16 protein-coding genes are annotated in these 20,715 nt (G+C 65.3%); 9 read left to right on the forward strand and 7 right to left on the reverse strand.

Translation table 11 applies throughout. The features are described 5' to 3' along the window. Positions 1-87: 87 nt before the first annotated feature. The 4 genes from DKW65_RS03285 to DKW65_RS03300 are packed head-to-tail and all read left to right on the forward strand — an operon-like array spanning position 88 to position 6,523. Complete coding sequence (locus tag DKW65_RS03285; protein WP_111655919.1) at positions 88-732, forward strand: TetR/AcrR family transcriptional regulator; 645 nt, start codon at positions 88-90, stop codon at positions 730-732. Positions 733-754: 22 nt separating this feature from the next. Continuing rightward, complete coding sequence (locus tag DKW65_RS03290; protein WP_111655920.1) at positions 755-1,933, forward strand: efflux RND transporter periplasmic adaptor subunit; 1,179 nt, start codon at positions 755-757, stop codon at positions 1,931-1,933. Beyond that, positions 1,933-5,058 (forward strand): efflux RND transporter permease subunit, encoded by a 3,126-nt coding sequence (locus DKW65_RS03295; protein WP_111655921.1) that lies wholly within the window; start codon positions 1,933-1,935, stop codon positions 5,056-5,058. The genes DKW65_RS03290 and DKW65_RS03295 overlap by 1 nt, the downstream gene beginning before the upstream one ends. After that, a complete protein-coding gene (locus tag DKW65_RS03300; protein WP_111655922.1) occupies positions 5,051-6,523 on the forward strand; it encodes an efflux transporter outer membrane subunit in 1,473 nt (490 codons plus the stop codon). The genes DKW65_RS03295 and DKW65_RS03300 overlap by 8 nt, the downstream gene beginning before the upstream one ends. A 73-nt stretch (positions 6,524-6,596) precedes the next feature. Here DKW65_RS03300 and rhlB read toward each other — a convergent pair whose 3' ends face one another. From rhlB to DKW65_RS03325, 5 genes are all read right to left on the reverse strand, one after another. Further along, on the reverse strand, positions 6,597-8,000 hold the full coding sequence (gene rhlB / locus DKW65_RS03305) for an ATP-dependent RNA helicase RhlB (RefSeq protein ID WP_111655923.1): 1,404 nt from the start codon (positions 7,998-8,000) through the stop codon (positions 6,597-6,599). Between the two features lie 125 nt (positions 8,001-8,125). Next, positions 8,126-8,965, reverse strand: coding sequence for an SDR family NAD(P)-dependent oxidoreductase (locus DKW65_RS03310; RefSeq protein WP_111655924.1), 840 nt, complete (start codon positions 8,963-8,965; stop codon positions 8,126-8,128). A 151-nt stretch (positions 8,966-9,116) separates the two neighbouring features. Beyond that, the gene (locus DKW65_RS03315; RefSeq protein WP_111655925.1) at positions 9,117-9,863 is read right to left on the reverse strand and encodes a lysophospholipid acyltransferase family protein; all 747 of its coding nucleotides are present in this window, start codon (positions 9,861-9,863) and stop codon (positions 9,117-9,119) included. 98 nt (positions 9,864-9,961) lie between these two features. After that, positions 9,962-10,723 carry an START domain-containing protein gene (locus DKW65_RS03320; protein ID WP_211315731.1) on the reverse strand — a complete coding sequence of 254 codons (762 nt, stop codon included), beginning with the start codon at positions 10,721-10,723 and terminating at the stop codon, positions 9,962-9,964. A 139-nt stretch (positions 10,724-10,862) separates the two neighbouring features. Further along, entirely contained in the window at positions 10,863-12,563 is a 1,701-nt protein-coding gene (locus DKW65_RS03325) for a putative bifunctional diguanylate cyclase/phosphodiesterase (protein ID WP_162925673.1), read from the reverse strand. Positions 12,564-12,814: 251 nt separating this feature from the next. Between DKW65_RS03325 and DKW65_RS03330 the strand changes: the two genes are divergently transcribed. From DKW65_RS03330 to DKW65_RS03350, 5 genes are all read left to right on the forward strand, one after another. Then, the gene (locus tag DKW65_RS03330; protein WP_111655927.1) at positions 12,815-13,888 is read left to right on the forward strand and encodes a hypothetical protein; all 1,074 of its coding nucleotides are present in this window, start codon (positions 12,815-12,817) and stop codon (positions 13,886-13,888) included. Then, positions 13,881-14,495: a hypothetical protein gene (locus tag DKW65_RS03335; protein WP_111655928.1), complete on the forward strand. Its 615-nt coding sequence runs from the start codon at positions 13,881-13,883 to the stop codon at positions 14,493-14,495. Before DKW65_RS03330 ends, DKW65_RS03335 begins: the two co-directional genes overlap by 8 nt. A 9-nt stretch (positions 14,496-14,504) precedes the next feature. Beyond that, a complete protein-coding gene (locus DKW65_RS03340; RefSeq protein WP_111655929.1) occupies positions 14,505-15,563 on the forward strand; it encodes a GNAT family N-acetyltransferase in 1,059 nt (352 codons plus the stop codon). Positions 15,564-15,701: 138 nt separating this feature from the next. Next, positions 15,702-17,030: an SAM-dependent methyltransferase gene (locus DKW65_RS03345; protein WP_245932387.1), complete on the forward strand. Its 1,329-nt coding sequence runs from the start codon at positions 15,702-15,704 to the stop codon at positions 17,028-17,030. Further along, positions 17,023-18,171 carry an NAD(P)/FAD-dependent oxidoreductase gene (locus tag DKW65_RS03350; RefSeq protein ID WP_111655930.1) on the forward strand — a complete coding sequence of 383 codons (1,149 nt, stop codon included), beginning with the start codon at positions 17,023-17,025 and terminating at the stop codon, positions 18,169-18,171. Before DKW65_RS03345 ends, DKW65_RS03350 begins: the two co-directional genes overlap by 8 nt. A gap of 18 nt (positions 18,172-18,189) precedes the next feature. Here the strand turns inward: DKW65_RS03350 and DKW65_RS03355 are convergent, their stop codons facing one another. Further along, the gene (locus tag DKW65_RS03355; protein ID WP_111655931.1) at positions 18,190-18,561 is read right to left on the reverse strand and encodes a hypothetical protein; all 372 of its coding nucleotides are present in this window, start codon (positions 18,559-18,561) and stop codon (positions 18,190-18,192) included. A 187-nt stretch (positions 18,562-18,748) separates the two neighbouring features. After that, positions 18,749-20,707: a M48 family metallopeptidase gene (locus tag DKW65_RS03360; protein WP_111655932.1), complete on the reverse strand. Its 1,959-nt coding sequence runs from the start codon at positions 20,705-20,707 to the stop codon at positions 18,749-18,751. Positions 20,708-20,715: the final 8 nt, after the last annotated feature.

Below are 20,715 nucleotides of genomic sequence, written 5' to 3' on the forward strand. Positions count from 1 at the left end.
TCACAGCGGCGGAAGCGGGTCAACGTTGACAGGTCGGCTGTTTACGCTTCTAATTCGGACTGACGCGTCCGTCCGAATGGTGACAGCTTGAAAACCGATCCCTCCCCCGACGCTGTCGGGGACCCTCCCCGTCGTGCCCGCAAACCCGCCGAACAGCGCCGGGCCGAGATTCTGGCCGCTGCCGGCCCCATCTTTGCCGAGCACGGCTACCGTGCCACCGATGTGCAGCTGATCGCTGACCGCGCCGGGGTGGGCAAGGGTACGGTCTACCGTTTCTTCCCCACCAAGGAGGCGCTGTTTCTGGCCACCATGGCCGATCTGGTCGAGCGTCTGTCGAATGAGGTGGAAGCCCGGACGACAGGGATGGAAGACCCTTGGGAGGTGGCGTGTCTGTCGATTCGCAGCTATTTCGCGTTCTTCGAGCGGCACCCCGAGGCGGTGGAGCTGTTCGTGCACGAGCGGGCCGAGTTTCGTGATCGCTGCACGCCGGTCTATTTCGCCCACTCGGAAAGCCGCCGACAGCGCTGGGTCGATCTTCATCGGCAACTGGGTCTGACCGATGACACCTGGCCAACGCCCGAGCAGGCGGTCGACATGTTCGGGGACATGATGTTCGGCACCATTTTCGTCAATGCACTGGCGCCCCGGCGACCGCCGCTGACGGAGCGCGCCGAAGAAATGATTCGCCTTCTGGCCCGTATGCTGCGTCGTGATGACGCGCCGCCGGCCTGATATGCCAGCAGAGGACTGAGTTATGCAAAGAGTTCGTGTTCATACCGGGGCTGCCCTGGCGCTTTCATCCCTGCTACTGGTGGCCTGCGGCAGCGCCGACAACGGCCAGGGCGGTCAGCCGCCACCGCCCACGGTGATGGTGGTTGAAGCCCGCAGCACCAGTGTTGACGTGGAGCGTGACTATGCCGGCCGTGCCCGTGGCGCGCGCGAGGTACAGGTGCGCGCTCGTGTAGAAGGCATCCTGGAACGGCGGCGCTTCACCGAAGGGCAGGTTGTGGAGGCTGGCGAGGTGTTGTTCGAGATCGACCCCCAGCCGTTCGAGATTGCTCTCAAGCGGGCCGAGGCCGAGCGACAGGATGCCCGGGCCTCGCTCAATCAGGCGGAGCGCGAGTGGCGCCGTATCAACCGGTTGTTCGAGCAGAATGCCGTCAGTGAGCGCGAGCGTGACCAGGCCTTGTCCCAGCGCGAGCTGGCGCAGGCGCGGCTGGCGTTGACCGAAGCCAGTGTGGCCGATGCGCAACGCAATCTGGGCTATGCCGAAGTGAAGGCGCCGCTGGCCGGAGTGACCGGGCTGGAGCTGCTGCCGGAGGGTAGCCTGGTGGCGCCGGGCGATCTGCTTGTCACCGTGACTGAGCGTGACCCGATGCATGTGCGCTTTGCGTTGCCGGAGCGGGATGCCGCGCTGCAACGTCAGGGCAACGGCGATCACGCGCGCCGGGCGACGCTGATCTTGCCGGGTGGCGATGAATATGAGCGAACCGGTGAGGTGAACTTTACCGACAGCACCATTGATGCCCGCACCGGCAGTGTCATGGCGCGCGCGGTTTTCCCGAATCCGGACGGCGTTATGGTGCCCGGCCAGTTCGTCCGCGTGCGTGTGGCCTTGCACTCGCTGGATGAGGTGGTGCTGGTGCCGGAGACCGCCATAGGCCAGGGCCGCGAAGGGGTGCAGGTGTTCGTGGTGCGCGAGGGACAGGCCAGCGCCACCCCGGTGGCCGTCGGCCCGGTGATTCGTGGCCAGCAGGTCGTGCTGTCCGGGCTGGAGGCAGGCGATCTGGTGGTCGTCAATGGCCAGGTGATGTTGCAGGACGGCATGCCCGTGGAAACACAGAAGGTCGATACCGAGACGGCGCTTGATGAAGCCCGGCGCAGTGCCGTGGATGCGGAGCCGGATGATGCCGACGACAACGGGGAAGACTGATGCTCAGATTCTTCATTGACCGGCCGATCTTTGCATCGGTCATCTCGATCATCATCGTGCTTGCCGGGCTGGCCGCCTTGCGCGCCCTGCCGGTGGAGCAGTACCCGGATGTGGTGCCGCCGCAGGTGGTGGTGCAGGCGGCCTACCCCGGCGCCAGCGCCGAGGTGTTGGCGGAGTCGGTGGCGGCGCCGCTGGAGCAGGAAATCAACGGCGTGGACAACATGATCTACATGGAGTCCAGCGCCACCGACGCAGGCAGTCTGCAGATCAATGTGTCCTTCGAAATCGGCACCGACCCGGATCAGGCGGCCATCAACGTCAACAACCGTGTGCAGGCCGCCATGGCGCGGTTGCCGCAGCAGGTGCGTGACCAGGGTGTCCGGGTGGAAGCACGGTCCACCAATATCCTGATGGTGCCGGTGATGTACTCGCCGGATGGCAGCCAGGATACCCTGTTCATCAGCAACTACGCCTTGCTCAATGTACTCGACGAACTGGTGCGTATTCCCGGTGTGGGGGATGCCTCGCTGTTCGGTGCGCAGGATTATTCCATGCGTATCTGGCTGAGCCCGGACAAGCTGGCGCAGTTTGATCTGACGCCCTCGGACGTGGCGGCTGCGGTGCGCGAGCAGAATGCGCAGTTTGCAGCAGGGCGACTGGGGGCTGAGCCCGCGCCGGAAGATCAGGCGTTCACCTTTACCGTGACCACACGCGGCCAGTTGGCCGATCCCGGGGAATTCGAGCGCATCATCCTGCGCGCGGACGGTGACGGCAGCACCCTGCGCCTGGGTGATGTAGCCCGAGCGGAACTCGGCGCACAGGATTATTCCTTCTCGGCGACCTACAACGGGCAAGCGGCGGTGCCCATGGGGGTTTATCTGCAGCCCGGTGCCAATGCCCTGGACACGGCCACCGCCGTGCGCGAGACGCTGGATGGGCTTGCCGACCGGTTCCCGGAGGGGATTGCCTTTGCCATTCCTTACGACACCACCGAGTTTGTCGAAATTTCCATTCGCGAGGTGTTCATCACACTGATCGTTGCGGTGTTCCTGGTGGTTCTGGTGACCTTCCTGTTCCTGCAACACCTGCGGGCCACCCTGATTCCGGTGGCGGCCATTCCGGTGTCGCTGATCGGCACCTTCGCCGGCATGATGGCGTTCGGCTTTTCGGTCAACCTGTTGACGCTGTTCGGCCTGGTGCTGGCCATCGGTATCGTGGTGGACAACGCCATCATTGTGCTGGAAAACGTTGATCGCCTGATGCGGGAAAAGGGCATGCGTGCCCGCGAGGCATCAATCGAAACCATGCAGCAGGTGGCAGGGGCGGTGGTGGCGTCGACCCTGGTGCTGGTGGCGGTGTTTGCGCCGGTCACCTTCCTGGGCGGTCTGACCGGCGAGCTGTATCGTCAGTTTGCCGTGACCATCGCCATTTCCGTGGTGGTCTCGGGTATTGTGGCGCTGACCCTGACGCCAGCCATGTGCGCGCTGCTGCTGGACAAGCAACCGCATGACGAACCGGCGTTCTTTCGCTGGTTCAACCGCGCCTTCGAGCGCCTGACCAACGGCTTCAGTCGGGCTGTGGATTTTCTGCTGGCGCGGGTCGTAATCGGCTGTGCGCTGTTTGCTGTGGTGATGCTGGTGGCCCTGTTCCTGATGAACCGCATGCCTTCCGGGCTGGTGCCGCAGGAAGATCAGGGGGTGGCGCTGGCGGTGGTGCAGTTGCCGCCGGTATCGGCGTTGTCGCGCACTGCCAAGGCCCGTGATGACCTGTCTGAAATGCTGCTGCAGATGGATGAAGTGTCGGACTTCACCGCCTTTGCCGGTTTCGACATCATTGCCGGCTCCCTGCGCAGTAATGCCGGGGTCGGCTTCGTCAATCTGGCCGACTGGAGCGAGCGCACTGGGCCGGGCCAGGACGCCCAGTCGCTGGCGGGCCGGATTATGGGCATGGGCGGTCAGATTCCCGAGGCTTTCGTGATTTCCTTCATTCCACCGCCGATCATGGGGTTGTCCCTGACCGGCGGGGTCGAGGGCTATCTGGAGGTGCGCGGTGGCGCCACCCCGGCGGACATCGAACGCATCGGCCAGGAACTGATGGCTGCGGCCAACGACCGGCCGGAGCTGGTCAACGCGCGGATCACGCTGGACACCAACATTCCCCGTTTCACGGCGCAGGTGGATCGGGAAAAGGCGCGCGCCATTGGCGTTCCGATCAACCAGATCTTTGACACCATGCGCGCGACCTTCGGCTCGCTGTACGTGAATGATTTCACCCTGGCGGGGCGCAACTGGCAGGTCAATCTGCAATCCGATGGCGAGTTCCGCAGCAAGCCGGAAGATCTGAACCGGGTCTTCGTGCGCTCGGATTACGGCGAGATGATTCCGCTGAGTACGCTGGTGACGCTGGAGCGTGAACCGGGGCCGGACATCATCAACCGCTTCAATATCAACCCGGCGGCCAAGCTGCTGGCGGACCCGGCGCCCGGCTACACCTCTGGCGAAGCGAAGGCGGTCATGGACCGCCTGGCCCGCGAAATGCTGGACGGCAACAGCAGCATTGGCTGGGTGGGCGAAGCCTACCAGCTGGAAGCAGCAGCCGGAGCGGGCGGGCTGGCCTTTGGTCTCGGGCTGTTGATGGTATTCCTGATTCTGGCCGCTCAGTACGAACGCTGGACCCTGCCGCTGGCGGTGGCCTCGGCGGTGCCTTTCGGCGTGCTCGGCGCTGCGGTATTTTCCACGTTGCGCGGTTTCCCCAACGACATCTATTTTCAGGTGGGCCTGCTGGTGCTGATCGGCCTGGCGGCCAAGAATGCCATCCTGATCGTGGAATTTGCCGCCCAGAACCGGCGCGAAGGCATGTCCGGTTTCGAGGCCGCGTCCGCCGCCGCACGGCAGCGTTTCCGGGCCATCATCATGACCGCCATGACGTTCATCATCGGCTCCATGCCGTTGATGCTGGCCTCGGGCGCTGGCGCGGCCAGCCGCCAGGAAATCGGTACCGTGGTGGTCGGCGGCATGATCGCGGCCAGTACCCTGGCCCTGATTTTCGTGCCCATGTTCTACCTGCTGATGGATCGACTCAGTAGCCGCCATCAGGCGCGCAAGGAGGAGGCCGGTCATGCGTGAGTGGTCAGGATGGGTGGCCGCCGTGGCGGGCGCCTCGATGCTGTGGCTGGCCGGGTGCACGGTGGGGCCGGATTACGACGCTACCGGCATGGACCTGCCGGAAGCCTGGCCAGAGCATGCCTTGCTCTCGCCGGAAGAGACGGAGCACTGGCTCGACTGGTGGACGCACTTCGGTGATGCGGATCTGAACCATGTGGTGTCGCTGGCACTCGCCGATAATCCGGACGTGCAATTGCAGATCGCCCGGGTCAGCGAGGCTCGGGCGCGGCTGGGTTTCGCCCGGGCCGACAGGCTGCCCAGCCTCAGCGCCCAGGGCGATGCCGCACGCGAGCGGCAGTCGGGGGCATCGTTTCCGGTGCCCGGCTTCGGCGGGGTGCGTAATGCGTTCTCCGTCACCGGCGTACTCAGCTATGAACTGGATCTGTGGGGCCGGGTGGCACGCCAGCAGGAAGCGGCACGTGCGCTGCTGGCACAGACCACCTTCGGTCGCGATGCCGTGCGTCTGCAGGTGATCACGGATGTGGTCGCCACCTATGTGAATCTGCGTACGGCGCAACGTGAGCTGGATATCATGGCGCAGACGCTGGCCTCGCGGGAGCGCGCGGTGGAGATCGAACAGATGCGCCGTGATGCGGGGGAGTCCGATGAGTTGACCCTGCGCCAGGCCGAAGCAGAACTGGAAGGTCTGCGCGTGCGCCTGCCCATGCAGCGCCAGCTGGTGCATGAGCTGGAAGGTGCCCTGGCCGTCCTGCTGGGGCTGACCCCGGCGCAATTGATGTCGGCGCTGGACTTCGGTGACGGTGACCTGAGCGATATCCTGTTGCCGCAGGCGGTGCCCGCGGTGCTGCCGTCAGCGCTGTTACAGCGACGCCCTGACGTTCGCGCGGCGGAGGCGGAACTGATGGCGGCGACGGCACAGATCGGTGTCAGTCAGGCGGCCCGGTTGCCGCAGGTCAATCTGAGTGCCTTTATCGGCAGCGCGGCGATCGAGTCGAGTGACCTGTTTACCAGCGAGGCCGAAACCTGGGGTGTGGGGGCCTCTGTGGTGGCGCCGCTGGTGGACTTCGGTCGTCGCCGTGCCAATGTGGATGCGGCCCGCGCCGTGCGTGAACAGGCTGAAATCCAGTACCGGGCCACAGCGCTGGTGGCCTTCAACGAAGTACGCGATGCGCTGTCCCTGTACGACACCAGTCTGGAGCGCACGGCGGCAGCGGAACGCCAGGTGTCGGCACTGCGCCGTACCCGTGATGTGGCGCGCATGCGTTACGACGAAGGCTTCGTGGATTTCATCACCCTGCTGGATGCCGAGCGCGGACTGCTGGATGCGGAACTGGCCAGGGCCCAGGTGCGGCGTGACCAACTGGTGGCTACGGCCGGGCTGTTCAAGGCACTGGGCGGTGGCTGGAGCGATGACGCCAGTATGGAGGAAGTGATGGTGCCGCCGGGGGCCGCCGCAGGAGAGTGATCGCGGTTGGCGGCGGCAGGGGGCGGGCTGGCGTGAAACGGGGCGCCGCCTGGCGGCGCCCTGTGTTGCGTGCTCAGGACTGGGGCGGTGTCTTGTTGTCCTGCTCGGCCGTCTCGGGTTCTGCCGTATCTGCGGCCTGTTCCGGGGCGGCTTCCGGCGTAGCGTTACGCTCTGGCGTTTCTTGCTCAGATTTGCCCTGCTCGGCGTTCTCCTGTGCGGGTTCCCGTGCGGGCTTGCCCTGTCCCGGGTTGCCGGGGGGCTTTTCAGTGAGCAGTTCCTCGGGCGGGTACTCGCAGTCCAGCTTCATGCCGATGGCCTTCTCCAGCTCCGGCAGCAGGAACGCGTCGTCTTCGCAGGCGAAGCTGACCGAGGTGCCGCTGGCGCCAGCGCGACCGGTGCGGCCGATGCGGTGTACATAATCTTCCGGATCTTCCGGCAGGTTGTAGTTCACCACATGGGATATACCGTCGATATGGATGCCGCGTCCGGCGACGTCGGTGGCAATCAGCACCCGGACCTTGCCGTTACGGAACCGCTCCAGTGTCTTCAGACGCTGGTTCTGCGGCACATCGCCCGAGATCATGGCGGCATTCATGCCTTTCTTCTGCAAGCGTTCACAGACGCGCCGGGTGATATCGCGACGGTTGGCGAACACCATCACCTTGTCCAGGTTCTGTTCATTGATCAGGTTGTAGAGCAAGGCGAACTTCTGCGACGTCTCGGTGATATAGACTTTCTGGTCCACGGTTTCGGTGGTGACCTGGGCCGGTTCGATCTCGACCACTTCAGGGTCCTGGGTCCAGCGTCGTGCCAGGTTCATGACGTCCTGGTTGAAGGTGGCGGAGAACAGCAGCGTCTGTCGGTATTCCGAGGTGGGCGTATTGCGGACAATGCGCTTCACGTCGGGGATGAAACCCATGTCCAGCATGCGGTCGGCTTCGTCCAGCACCAGCACTTCCACGCGGTCCAGCCACAGATCGCGGCGGGTGCAGAAATCCAGCAGGCGGCCGGGGGTGGCCACCAGGATATCCACCAGCGAGCGCTGCAGGCGCTCCTGCTGACGGTTGAAGTTCATGCCGCCGACCACGCTCATGACGCGCAGGTCGGTGTACTTGCACAGCACGCGCGCGTCTTTCTCGATCTGCAATGCCAGCTCGCGGGTGGGGGCGACAATGAGTGCACGCGGCTCACCGGCATAGCGTTTCACCTCAATGGGGTGCTTGAGCAGGTCATTGATGATGGTGATCAGGAAGGCGGCGGTCTTGCCGGTGCCGGTCTGGGCACGGCCGATGGCATCGGCGCCAGCCAGGGTGTGAGTCAGCACCTGCGCCTGGATCGGCGTGGCGTACTGAAAACCCTGCTCGGCAATGCCGCGCATCAGCGGCAAGGCAAGGTCGAAATCATGAAAGCGGGTTTCCCCTTCTTTCGGTGCTACCGGGAATTGCTCCAGGCTCCAGCTCGTTTCGCTGTTAGGCATAAGGCTCTTCTGTTATTGCGTGGAAGCGCCATTGTAGAAAAAATGCGCAGTGCAGGGGAACCTTTATTGTGACATCCGTACCCGACGGCGGTGAGGGCAGGCCCTCATCCGCCGCGGAGGCCGACTCAGCTGCGCTTGCGCATCAGCTTCTGGCCGCTGATCATCAGCTTCTGGTACAGGGTCGGCATGGAGCGCTGCATCGTGTCGATGGCGTAGGCGTCACTGCCGATCAGCACCCGACGCTTGTTGTTGCGAACGCCGTTGATGATGGTACGGGCGGCGTCGTCAGCGGTGGTCCGGAACATCTTCTCGAAGTCGGCGATGGCCTTCTCCGAATCGCTGCCGGTGATGTGCGAGACGTCGTTCATGCGCGCATTGCGGGCGATGTTGGTCTTGATGCCGCCCGGATGTACCGAGGTGCAGGAGACCTGACCGCCTTCGATTTCCAGCTCCATGCGCAGCGATTCGGTAAAGCCCCGTACCGCGAACTTGGCCGCATTATAGGCCGACTGGGTGGGCACCCCGATCAGGCCGAAGACGCTGGAGATGTTGACGATGTGACCGGCATCGGCCTGCTTGAGGTAAGGCAGGAACGCCTTGGTGCCATGCACCACACCCCAGAAGTTGATGCCCATCAGCCAGTCGAAATCCTCGTAGCTCATGTCCTCGACCGTTGCGCCCAGCGCCACACCGGCATTGTTGATGACCAGATGGACTTCGCCGAAGTGGGCGTACACGCGATCTGCGTAGGCATGGAAGGCGGCCCGGTCGGCCACATCCAGACGCTCGCTATGCACATCGGCGCCCTGGGCGCGCAGCGCATCAGCGACCTCCTTGAGGCCGGTTTCGTTAACATCGGAAATGGCCAGGCGGCAGCCGGCGGCAGCCAGTTGCTGGGCCAGGGCGCGGCCAATGCCGGACGCCGCGCCGGTGATGACCGCTACGCGGTTATCCAGTACCTTCATGCGGAATTTCTCCTGAATGATGCGACAAGCTGCTGAGTATAGCGGGGTGTCTGATGCAGAGTGTGCCAAATGTGACATTATTCGATGTCACAATTGGCCGTCCGGCCCCGGAGGCCGGTTATTTGTGCCAAGGTCGCGTTTCAGGTGCGCGTCAGTGCGGGCAGGCGGTCAGTTCGCGTTGGCCGGTGGCTGTCGCAATACGTTCGTGGCTCTCCTGCAGCAAGGCCTCCACGGCCTGGTCGGACGCGTCGCGGGCGGTCAGCGGGGGCAGGATATTCATGCTGATGTGTGCGGGGGAGAAACGCAGGGTGTCCGGGGGGAGCGCCGCGCGGGTGCCGGTCAGGCTGACCGGTAACACCGGCAGGTCCAGATCAGCGGCCATCCGGAAGGCTCCTTTCTTGAACGGGTGCAGGGTGCCGTCACGGCTGCGCGTGCCTTCGGGGAAGAAGAGGATGCTGGTGCCGCCGGCAATCTGCCGCTTGGCGGCATTGAGGCTGGCGATGGCCCGGTCAGGGTGTGACCGGTCGATAAAGATATGGCCCAGCGCCACGCAGGAAATGCCGACCACGGGGATGCGCCGTACTTCCTGCTTGGCTACCCAGCGGATATCCATGCCGAGGTACCCGTAGAGCACCCAGATATCGATATGGCTCAGGTGGTTGGCCACAACCACATAGCTTTGCCCGGGGCGGATGTGGTGGCTGCCCTCGATACGCACGGACACCCCGCAGAGGGCCAGGCCGATGCGTGACCAGGGCACGGCATACAGACGCCCGGCGCGGCGCGGGCCTATCAGCGGCGCCGTGGCCAGGCAGGCGATGCCCAGGATCAGCGTCACCAGCATCATGATCGGCATGAAGGCCAGCCAGATATACAGTGTGTAGACAAGTCTCGGCATTGCGCAGCTCCCCGGTCCTGCTCTCACCGTGCCTGAGGAGCATGATAACGCAGTGCTTCTGGCCACGCAGCGCGACGCACAGAATTGTTACAGACGTATTATTCCACCGGGTCGGCAGGTCGGCCGGGGCCGCGCAGGTCCAGATAGTCGTAATACTGCCCCTGGTATTCGGGCCGCAGCACGATGCGCCGCAGCCGATCCAGAGTGAAGTAGGGGGCGTCGCGCAGCAGGATGTTGGACAGCCAGGCCGGGATATAACCACCGGCATCCATGATCAGCTGATAGGTCAGTTCGATCTCGTCGCCGCCGAGGAATTCCACTGCCAGCAAACCGTCCATTTCAGGGAAGCGCACATAGCGATCCGTGGGCGGCAGCAGTTCCGGGCGGTTGCGCAGGTGAATGGCCACGCCACCTTCAGGGCCGCCGGGCGCCTGAACCACATCGGCTTGCAAGACCGCTTCGCGGTTGGCCAGGGGCCACGGCAGATGGGTGGTGAAGCGCAGATAACGCAACAGGGGGGACTGCCGGTCGAATTCCTCGGCGCCGTCGACAAAGTGCAACCAGCGCGGGTAGCTGGCGTAATCTTCCAGCACAGCCACCATGGCGTACTGATCGCGCAACGTCATGCGCGTGACGCCGCGAAAGGTCTTCAGCCGCGAATCGTCGCGATGACGCATATAGACCTGGATATCGTTGCGGTCACTGACCAGACGCCAGCTGTCATCCAGATCACCCATGGCCGCAGGCGGATCGCCTGCGTGGGCAAGGCCAAGGCCGCAGACCAGACAGAGCAGCGCGCACAGCACCGCATTCAGCGGTCGGCGCGGCGCGATCGATGGCCCAAGGTGTGGCGGTTTCATGCAAGAGGCTCCTGATTGCCCCGGCACGGTTTGCTTGCCGCGCCGTCAATTCCGTTTGAGTCTGCGGTCGGGAAATGATTCCCGGCCCCGGACCGGCGCCGATTATACGCGCTGGAGTGCAGACGGCGCAGACCGTTGGTCAGCCGGTGGGTGGCGGGGTCGGTGCCGGGCCCCGGCGCAGCGGTGCGGGTCTGCCCAGGTGGTAGCCCTGGGCGTAATCCACGCCCAGTTCGGCCAGCATGGCGAGTACGGCGGCATCCTCCACGCACTCGGCCACGGTCAGCAGGCGGAAGGCGCGAGCCACATCCACCAGCGCCCGGATCAGCACCCGGTGTTCGGCGTTGTCTTCCAGATGGCGAATGAAGGAGCCATCGATCTTGACGAAATCCACCGGCAGTTTTTTCAGGTAATACAGGGACGAGAAGCCGACGCCGAAGTCGTCCAGAGCAAACCGGCAGCCCTGCGCACGCAGGGCCTCCATGACCTTGACCGTGTTATCGATATCCGTCAGCGCTGCGGTCTCGGTAATCTCGAAAATCAGGGCGCCCGGGGCGACGCCGTGCCGCAGCATCGCCTGACGCACATGCTCGACCAGGTCCGGATTATGGAAAGACAGCCCGGAAAGGTTGACGGCCAGTGTCGACGCGGGCGTGGCGCTGCTGCCAATCAACCGGCAGGCCTGGTCGATGACGCGCTCGTCGAGCTGCTGGATCATGCCGCCCTGTTCGGCGGCGTTGATCAGGTTCTGCGTCGGTAACCAGCCGCCATGCCCGTCGCTGACCCGCAGCAGGGCTTCGTGGTGGCTGGTTTTTCCCGTGGTGACGTTGACGATAGGTTGGCCGTGCAGGGTCAGCGGCTCGCCAGCAATCAGATCGCGGACATGCTGTTCCCAGAAGACCCGCTCATGAATCCGGGCGCGGTGCAGATCGTCACCGTCGAACAGGCACCAGGCATTGCGGCCGATGCTCTTGGCCTGGTACATGGCGATATCGGCATTGGCCAGCAGGGCTTCGATCGTATCGCCGTGTTGGGGAAAGCGGCTGATGCCGATACTGGTGGTGACCGGCAGGCGTGTCAGCCCCCGGCCGATCGAGTGTGTCACGGTGAGACTGGCGAGGGCATTGCAGCACCGTTCGGCGGTGTCGCGGATGCGCGACATGCGGGTGGTGTCGAGCAGAATGCCGAATTCGTCGCCGCCGAGCCGGGCGATCACGTCTGACTGACGCAGATCAGCCCTTAATGCCTGAGCGACCTGCTGCAGCAGGCGGTCGCCGTGGTGGTGGCCGCCCAGGTCGTTGATGTCCCGGAACTGGTCCAGATCCAGCAACATCAGTGCGAAGCCGGTGCGTTCCCCAGCGAGTACGGCCTGTTGCCAGCGGCGGCCTTCTTCCAGGAAGCGGCGCCGGTTGAACAGGCCGGTGAGCGGGTCGTGGCTGGCAAGCCAGCCGATATGCGCCTCGGCGATGCGCTGATCGGAGATATCGAGGCCGATGGAGACGACACGGGACTTGCCGCCCGCGCCGGAACGCCACAGGGTGTGCCACCAGGACAGCAGCAAGGTGTCTCCGCCTGGGCGGCGCAGTGCACTCTCATGGCGACACGCATGCTGCGTGCCCGCGGCGACACGCGCGAGTTCGGTGACGAGGGTGGCGGGCGGATCTTCCAGCAGGCTGGCAAAGGCGCGCCGCCGCAGACGCGTGGCCGGCAGGCCGCACAGCCAGCGGCCGTAGCGGTTCACCGACAGCAAGCGACCCTGGGCATCCTGGATCAGCACCACGATGTCTGCCGTGTCCTGCAGCAGGCGGCTGAAATCCTCCTGATCGGCAAGGCGGCGCGCCATGCGCATCGGGTCCTGAAGGACATCAGGATCGGAGCCCGCAGCTGCAAGCGCGGCCAGTTTCAGAGAGAAAGGCACGGAGTACCCCGCTATTGTTGTTGTTGCTGTTTTTGTTATGGGTCAGGGCGGGCTTTTTTTGAACTGGTTCAAATTATCAGCGGGCCGGTGCCAGCACAAGTCCTTGCGTCGGCGCGGTCGGCTTGGAACACTCAGCGCCGCATTGCAACGGGATGAGAGGGGTGATGAGAGGGAGTATGCGTAACAGGATCGTCCATCTCGGTATCGGCGCCTTGCTGGTATTGGGCTATTTTGCCGGTTTGCCGGGGTTCCTGTGGACCCCGGGAAGCGGCCTGGCGATCGCGCCAGTCATGGTCACGGGCGATGCCGAGACGCCGCCCGCCTTGCCGCCGCAAACAGGGCAGCATGCTGCCTGGGTCACCGCTGACGACGGCATCACGCTGCTGTGGGCGCGGGGTGACGGGTTGTACGCCGCCCGCTGGGCGCCGGGTGAGGCGGCCTGGTCGCCGCCCGAGCCATGGCTGGATGCCGGGCTGGCCGGGGAGGGCTGGCTTGACGGGGGCTTTGTGCCCCAGCGTCTGGCGGACGACAGCCTGGCGATTCACTTCATTCAGCCGGGGCCCTTCCCCGCACTTGCCCGGCTTGAGCGGGGGGGCGACGGTCACTGGCGGCGCCACCGGGCCGGGCAGGTCCTGCCGTTGCCCGGGGGCGAGCCGACCCTGCGCGCGCCCGGATTGCCGCTGCGTGACGGCGGTCTCTGGATGACGGTGCAGGTGGGGGATCGCGAAAGCCTGTACGCCGTGTCGGCAGACGGGCGCCTGCAAGGGCGGCAGTTCCTGTCGGCACCTGGCGAGCAGATCAGCCTGCTGGCGGAGAGCGAAGCAGAGCTCCTGGCGCTGCTGGCGCCTGCGCAGCCGGGCCTGGCGCGCTGGCGTGCCAGTGCTGATCTGGGCCACCGCTGGACCCTGGCTGCGCCGCTGCAGGCCTTGGCCGAGGTCGCACCGGTGCCGTTGGCCGCAGTGCGTCTGGACGCACGTGATTGGGGGCTGGTGCGCAGTGATCCTTCAGGGCAATTGTTCTGGCATCGCAGCCGTGACGGCGGGCAGCAGTGGCTGGCACCGCAGGCGCTGGTGCGCAGTAGCGTCGCCTGCCTGCAACAGCAACCGCCAGCCTTGCACGGTGGGCGGGATGGCTTGCTGCATCTGGTCTATCCGCAGCACGACGGGACCCGGGAGGGAGATTGCCGACTGCATTATCTGCCATTCCGCGTGGATGGCCGCGTGCTCAACCGGGAGTCGAACCATGAATGAACTGGCGCCTGTTGTCATCGCTGGCCTGGTCTGGGCCGCTCTGGCGGCTGCGCTGCTGCGCCAGCGCACAGCGCTTGGGCAGCAACGCCGCGCGCTGGCGCACCTGCTGCTGGTGGCGGTCGGGCTGTCGCTGGCAGCCCTGCTGCAGGGCTGGTCCGGGAGTGTCTGGCTCGGACTGGGGGGGCTCAGCCTGACCAGCGGGCTGCTGGCGCTGGGTTTCCTGCTCATGCCCTGGTGGCCCGTGTCGGTGCCCCTGTTGCCGATGCAGGATCGGCGTATGCTGATTCTGGCCCTGCCGCCGCTGGCGGCCTTGCTCTGGTGGCCGCCGTTGGCGGGCATCAGCGGGGACCTCTGGGCGTTGGGCTTCGGTGACTTCCGGGTATCCACCGTGCTGCTGTGCGTGGGCCTGGGGCTGTGGGTGCTGCGTGCCTATGCGCTGTGCCTGTTGCTGGTGGCGGCGCAGTGCGGTTTTGCAGTGGGGCTGTTGCCGTCAGGCAATCTCTGGCACTACCTGCTGGACCCCTGGCTGGGCGTGGCCGCCCTGTTGTGGTGGGGCTGGCGGCTGTATCGGCCGGGTGGCCCGGCGGCACCGCCGCTGGCCTCCTGAGCGGTTTGCATGGTGACCTATCCGTTCCTGACCGAGGCCTTTCTGGGCGCGCTGGCAGACACTGGGGCGATTGGCCTTGGTACGGGCTGGCGTGATCTGAGCTGGCGCGAGGACGGCGCGTTTTTGCCGTTGTACGCGCGCAGTGATTCCCGCGGCGAGTTCGTGTTCGATCAACGTTGGGCCATGGCCTACAGCCAGCATGGCCTGCGCTACTACCCGCGCCTGCTGACGGCCATTCCCTTTACCCCTGTGACGGGACCCCGCTGGCGGTTGCCCGAGGGGCGTGAGGCGGCAGACTGGCTGTGGCCGCGTCTGCAGGAGCAGGTCGCGGCCCAGCAGGCCAGCAGCTGGCATCTGCTGTTTCCCGATGACGCGACCCGCGCCGCCCTGTCGTCCCTGCCTCTGGCGGCGCGCCGGGCCTGCCATTTCCGCTGGTTCAATCGTGACTACTCGAGTTTCGATGACTTTCTGGCGGCGCTGATGTCACGCAAACGCAAGACGTTGCGCAAGGAGCGGGCACGGATTGCCGAGCAGGGGCTGACAGTGCAGCGGGCGGTGGGGCAGGCCATCCCGGCGCATTGGTGGGAGGCGTTCTACGAGTGCTATGCCCGTACTTATCTGGTGCGCGGGCAGCGGCCCTATCTGAGCCCGGCATTCTTTCGGGCGCTGGCCCTGCGCCTGGGGGATCAGTTGATGCTGGCTGCCGCGCTGCCGGGGACGTCGTCCGATGCGCCGCCGCTGGCCATGGCCCTGTACCTGTTTGATGACGATTGCCTGTACGGGCGCTACTGGGGCGCACGCCAGGACCTGGACGGCCTGCATTTCGAGCTGTGCTATTACCAGGGCATCGAGTTTGCCATCGAGCGTGGGCTGGCGGCCTTCGATCCCGGCGTCCAGGGCGAGCACAAGCTGCTGCGCGGTTTCGAGCCGGTCATCACCTGGTCGTTGCACTGGCATGCGGACCCGCGGTTCCACGATGCCATAGAGCGCTTCTGTGCCGCCGAGGGCGAGGCGGTCATGGCGTACCGCGACGAAGCGCTCAACTACCTGCCATACCGGCGCGGCTGAGGCGCATCGGGCCGCTTGCCGTGCCCCCGGCAAAGCCCGCTATACTGATGCGGCTGCTGTACGCATCCGGGCAGTGGCTGCCTGCTGGCGGTCGAGATGCGTGGTGACACTTTCGACATGGACATGTGGGAGGTAACCATGCCGCGTGATACCGCGAGTTCGATCACCAGTCGCCGGCGCCAGAATGCGCTGGCGTTGCCCACCGGGTCCGGTGGCAGCAAGGGTGCTGCCCTGGCGCTGGAACGAAAATTACTGGTCTGGCTGCTGCGTATGGCCGGATCGCCCCCCGTTCGTCTTTGCCTGTGGGATGGCAGCACCGTAGGCCCTGCGCAGGCTGCACATACGCTGACCCTGCGGGATCGTGCCGCCTTTTACGCCTTGCTGCGTAACCCCAATATGGCTTTTGGTGATCTCTACGCCTGCGGCCGCCTTCAGGTCAGTGGTCGCCTGGATGACTTCCTGACCCTGCTTTACCCCTGCCTGGAAGCGGGGCGCCAGGCGCAACCCGCCTGGCTGTCGGCGCTGTGGCGCGACAGGGCGCCGCGCGGTGCCAGTGAGCAGGATGCCCGCCTCAACATTCATCACCATTATGACCTGGGCAATGCCTTCTACCGGCTGTGGCTGGACAGCGCCGCGATGCAATATACCTGCGCCTACTTCGAGCAGCCGGACTTCACGCTGGAGCAGGCCCAGCTGGCCAAGCTGGAGCATGTCTGCCGCAAGTTGCGCCTGCGTCCCGGGCAGACGGTGATCGAGGCCGGCTGTGGCTGGGGTGGTCTGGCCCGCTACATGGCGCGCCATTACGGTGTGCGGGTGCAGGCCTTCAATATTTCCAGTGAGCAGATCGCCTGGGCGCGCGAACAGGCCAGGCGGGAAGGCCTGGACGACCGCGTGACCTATATCGAGGACGACTACCGCAATATCGGCGCGGGCGGGACCGTGTCGCCGCCTTGTGATGCCTTCGTTTCGGTGGGCATGCTCGAGCATGTGGGGCCGGAAAACTATGCGGCGCTGGCGACCGCGATTCGTCGCGTGCTCGCGCCGACGGGCATCGGGCTGATTCATACCATCGGCCGCAACCGGCCGGCACCGATCAATGGCTGGATCGAGCGCCGTATCTTCCCCGGCAGCTATGTGCCCAGTCCGGTGGAACTGATGCGCCTGTTCGAGGACGGTCACTTTTCGGTGCTGGATATGGAGAACCTGCGTCTGCATTACGCCACGACCCTGCGTCACTGGCATGACCGCTTCCAGGCCCATCGCGAGCAGATACGGGCGGAGTATGACGACACCTTTGTGCGCGCCTGGGAACTGTACCTCGCCGGTTCCACGGCGGCCTTCCAGACCGGCACGCTGCAGTTGTTCCAGGTGGTGTTCTCGCCCGCTGAATCGAATGCGGTACCCCGGCACCGTCGGGACCTGTATGCCGGTTCGGCACTGGATTCAGGAGGGGCGCCTCATGACTGAGTCTGTGCAGGATCTGCTGATTATCGGTGGCGGGCCGGCTGGCAGTACCCTGGCCCGCGAGATGGCATCGCACGGCTGGCAGGTGCGCGTGCTGGACAAGGCGTCGTTCCCGCGCGACAAGACCTGTGCTGGCTGGGTGACCCCGGCGGTGCTGGAGGTGCTGGGTATCACCCCGGCGGAGTACGCCCGCGAGGGCAGGGTGCTGCAACCCATTCACGCGTTCAGCATTGGCCTCATGGGGCAGTCGGCCTGCACCAATGACCATGGCGCAGAGCCGGTCAGCTATGGCATCCGCCGCTTTGAATTCGATGATTACCTGCTCGCCCGGGCGCCGGTGGACAAGGTGCTCGGTGAGCCGGTGCGGGATATCCGCCGGGAGGGTGATCTGTGGTCGGTGAACGGTCGTCATCGGGCGCGCTGGCTGGTGGGGGCGGGCGGGCATTTCTGCCCGGTGGCGCGCTGGCTGGGTGACGGGCCTGGCGGCCACGAATGTGTGGTGGCTGCCCGGGAGGCGGAGTTTCGCATGACGCCGGAACAGGCGGCGCGCTGCCCGATCCGGGGCGAGTGCCCGGAGCTATGGTTCTGCCGTGACCTGAAGGGCTATGCCTGGGTGTTCCGCAAGGGGGATTACCTGAATGTGGGCCTGGGACGCGAGGACAATCATCGGCTGGGCGAGCATCTGGAGGCGTTCGTGACCGCGATGCAGGCCGAGGGGCGTTTGCCGGAGACGGACGCCCGGCACATCCGCTACAAAGGGCACGCTTACCTGCTTTACGGTCACGCCCAGCGTCCGCTGGTGGCGCCCGGCGTCTGTCTGATTGGTGATGCGGCGGGGCTGGCCTATACGCAGAGCGGGGAAGGTATCCGGCCAGCGGTGGAATCTGCCCTGATGGCGGCGGAAGCCTTGAAGCAGGCGACCACCGGCGCGGTGCTGTCCGGTTATGAGGCGGCCTTGCGGGCACGCTTCGGTCGGCGTGGCGATGAGGCGCAGGGGAGTGTGTCCGAGTGGTTTGTGGCCGATTGGTTGAAGGCCAGGCTGGCAGGACCGCTGATGCGCAGCCCCTGGTTTACCCGGCGGGTCGTGACGGAACGCTGGTTCCTGCACAGCGACACACCGCCACTGGCCCTGCGCAGTGCCTGACGGTGGCGAGTGTGGCCGTCAGGCCGCGCGTTCCCGGTGCCGGTCGAAATAGACCAGCGCCATGGTGATCAGATCGCGTACATCGCTGTCCGGGTGCGCGGGGTCCTTGGGGCCCAGTTCATCCGTGACATCCTCGAAGTCACCGTCCTGCGGGTCTGTCAGGTCAACAAAGTACTCGAATACGCGGCGATCCTGGGACACCAGGGTGCCGGAAAACACATCCTTGTCGAACAGGCCGATGCACGGGAACACCGCCCGGGCGATATCAACACCTTTCTCTTGCAGCCACTGCAGCAGGTCACTGCGGGCAATGTGATTGCGACGCACGGACTCCGTGGCCTGGGCGACGGCCTGCCAGGCGTTGCGTTCGCTGTCTTTCTGGAACTCCATACTGGTTCCCCCTCGTTTCGCTTCCCTGTGTACTGTCTACATCCCGGCTTGTCTTGTGGTAGTGCACATCAAGCCCCTGCCTGTCCGACTACCGGGAGGTATTTCCGGATAAGCGGTAGTTTGTCAGATCATGACGTGGCCGGAATTAGGACAATCGCCATGATTCGTGTAAGCCATGACGTACAAGTCAGTCTACATCTGTAAACAGTGGCGGCATCGGGCAATCCAGCAGCGTGCATACGGCTCGCAGCAGTTCTGCCTCGCCGACCTGCACCCGCTTGTCCGCTAGGACGATATCGGCGCAGGCGTCCACCACAGAGGCTTTCAGCAAGGGCATCAAGCCAGCCAGTTCCTCCAGTGCAGGTGCCAGGCGGGCCAGATTGCACGACGCCCGCGGCAGCAAGGTGCTTCCGGGTGGCAGCATCACGGCGCCCACCGCCGCAAACAGGGCGCTGGCCTGCTCATCACGCTGACCGCTGGCATGCACCATCGCCGAGAGCAGCACGCGCAGCGGCTCACCCACCGCACGCAGGCTGCGGTGACGCACAGGCTGGTTACGGGCCGCTCTGCGGTGCAGATGATCGCGCAGCAGATGCAGGAGCAGGAATTCAAACAGGGTCATGCGCTGATCGGCGCGGATCAGCGCCTCCAGCCGGCGCAACAAGGCATCCTGCTCCGCCTGGGGTCGACGCTTGAGGACCGGAATGGCCATATCCACAAGCGGCAGACGCAGGCGTGTCCCCAGGGCCTGGATGGCGGGCACCAGGGCGGCCACTGCGGAGGCCTCGTTGTCCGGCAGCCCGAGTGCAGGGATCAGGCTGCCCGGATCGCTGTGACTGACGCTGGCGGCCAACGCGTAAATGATTCGCTCGGCCCCCTGGCCGTCGTGGACAACGTCCTTGAGCGCGTCCGGTACCGACTCCAGAATCCGGCGGGCGTAGCCCATGTGGGCGGGCGCCACGGTGCCGACCTGGCTGGACAGTTTGCTGCCGGGCGCCAGCGCCGGGGCTGCGGCCTGTCCCGCATGTGCGGGGGCAAACCCGACAGGGGCCACGGTTTTGCTGCCAAAGGCGTCGTCGCTGAACAGGTCTCCCGCCGGGGTGGCGTTGGCCGCACGCACCTGGTCGGCAGCCCGGACCCGGGCCCGGGCGGGCCATTCCGGGCCGATGGCCGCCAGACGGGCGTCGATATCCGGGTGGGTGGCAAGCCACTGACGTAGCGAGAAACGCAGTGTCGGGGCGAAGCACATGTGGCTCATGTCTTCTGCCTGCGGGCTGTCGAGAAACGATCCCTCGCTGTTGCGGATACGAATCAGGGCATTGGCGATGCCGGCCGGATTGCGCGTGAATTGCACGGACGAGGCATCGGCCAGCAACTCGCGCTGGCGCGAGATGGCGGCCTTGATCAAACGGCCGAAGAAGAGCCCGATATAGCCAATGGCGGTCAGAGCCAGACCAAACGCCATGAGGGCCGCTATGCCGCCGCCATTGCGGCTGTTGCTGCGCACATACAGGCCGCGCCGGGCATTGCTGCGCAGCAGTATCTCGCCCACCTTGCCGATGGCGAGGATGCCGGTCAGCACCGCCATCAGACGCAGGTTCAGGCGCATGTCGGCATTGAAGATGTGGCTGAACTCATGGGCAATCACCCCCTGCAGTTCATCCCGGTTCAGTTGTGTCAGCGTGCCGCGCGTGACCATGACGCTGGATTCGGTGGGCCGAAAACCGGCGACAAAGGCGTTGATGGCCTCTTCCTTGTCGAGCACGAACAGCTGCGGTACCGGGATGCCCGAGGCGATCGCCATTTCTTCCACGACATTGATCAGGCGGCGCTCGTCGGCATCGTGGCTGGCCGGGTCGATCTGCCGGGCGCCCAGCAGGTTGGCCAATGCGGGGCCGCCGCCGCGCAGTTGCCAGAGCCGCACCAGGCTGCCGCCGACGACAACAAGCAGGGTGATGGCAGTGATCCAGGCGCTGGCCGGGGACAGCAGCCAGCCTGTCAGCGGAACCGGGGCGCCCAGCCACATCAGCCCGGCATAGATCACCAGGTTGACGGCGGCAGCCGTGAGGAGCACCGCGAGGGCGAAATAGAGCACGAGCAGACCGGTGCGGCGCCTGGCGCGGGCCTGCTGTTCAAAGAAGTTCATGGTGGCTC

The sequence above is a fragment of the Isoalcanivorax indicus genome, from assembly GCF_003259185.1.
In the GTDB taxonomy this organism is placed as follows: domain Bacteria; phylum Pseudomonadota; class Gammaproteobacteria; order Pseudomonadales; family Alcanivoracaceae; genus Isoalcanivorax; species Isoalcanivorax indicus.

Coding starts and splice junctions, on each gene's coding strand:
- rhlB (WP_111655923.1), bottom strand. CDS start 8,000: ATGCCTAACAGCGAAACGAGCTGGAGCCTGGAGCAATTCCCGGTAGCA.
- DKW65_RS03330 (WP_111655927.1), top strand. CDS start 12,815: ATGCGTAACAGGATCGTCCATCTCGGTATCGGCGCCTTGCTGGTATTG.
- DKW65_RS03320 (WP_211315731.1), bottom strand. CDS start 10,723: ATGAAACCGCCACACCTTGGGCCATCGATCGCGCCGCGCCGACCGCTG.
- DKW65_RS03325 (WP_162925673.1), bottom strand. CDS start 12,563: ATGGCGCGCCGCCTTGCCGATCAGGAGGATTTCAGCCGCCTGCTGCAG.
- DKW65_RS03310 (WP_111655924.1), bottom strand. CDS start 8,965: ATGAAGGTACTGGATAACCGCGTAGCGGTCATCACCGGCGCGGCGTCC.
- DKW65_RS03355 (WP_111655931.1), bottom strand. CDS start 18,561: ATGGAGTTCCAGAAAGACAGCGAACGCAACGCCTGGCAGGCCGTCGCC.
- DKW65_RS03360 (WP_111655932.1), bottom strand. CDS start 20,707: ATGAACTTCTTTGAACAGCAGGCCCGCGCCAGGCGCCGCACCGGTCTG.
- DKW65_RS03315 (WP_111655925.1), bottom strand. CDS start 9,863: ATGCCGAGACTTGTCTACACACTGTATATCTGGCTGGCCTTCATGCCG.
- DKW65_RS03300 (WP_111655922.1), top strand. CDS start 5,051: ATGCGTGAGTGGTCAGGATGGGTGGCCGCCGTGGCGGGCGCCTCGATG.
- DKW65_RS03350 (WP_111655930.1), top strand. CDS start 17,023: ATGACTGAGTCTGTGCAGGATCTGCTGATTATCGGTGGCGGGCCGGCT.
- DKW65_RS03345 (WP_245932387.1), top strand. CDS start 15,702: ATGCCGCGTGATACCGCGAGTTCGATCACCAGTCGCCGGCGCCAGAAT.
- DKW65_RS03295 (WP_111655921.1), top strand. CDS start 1,933: ATGCTCAGATTCTTCATTGACCGGCCGATCTTTGCATCGGTCATCTCG.
- DKW65_RS03340 (WP_111655929.1), top strand. CDS start 14,505: ATGGTGACCTATCCGTTCCTGACCGAGGCCTTTCTGGGCGCGCTGGCA.
- DKW65_RS03290 (WP_111655920.1), top strand. CDS start 755: ATGCAAAGAGTTCGTGTTCATACCGGGGCTGCCCTGGCGCTTTCATCC.
- DKW65_RS03335 (WP_111655928.1), top strand. CDS start 13,881: ATGAATGAACTGGCGCCTGTTGTCATCGCTGGCCTGGTCTGGGCCGCT.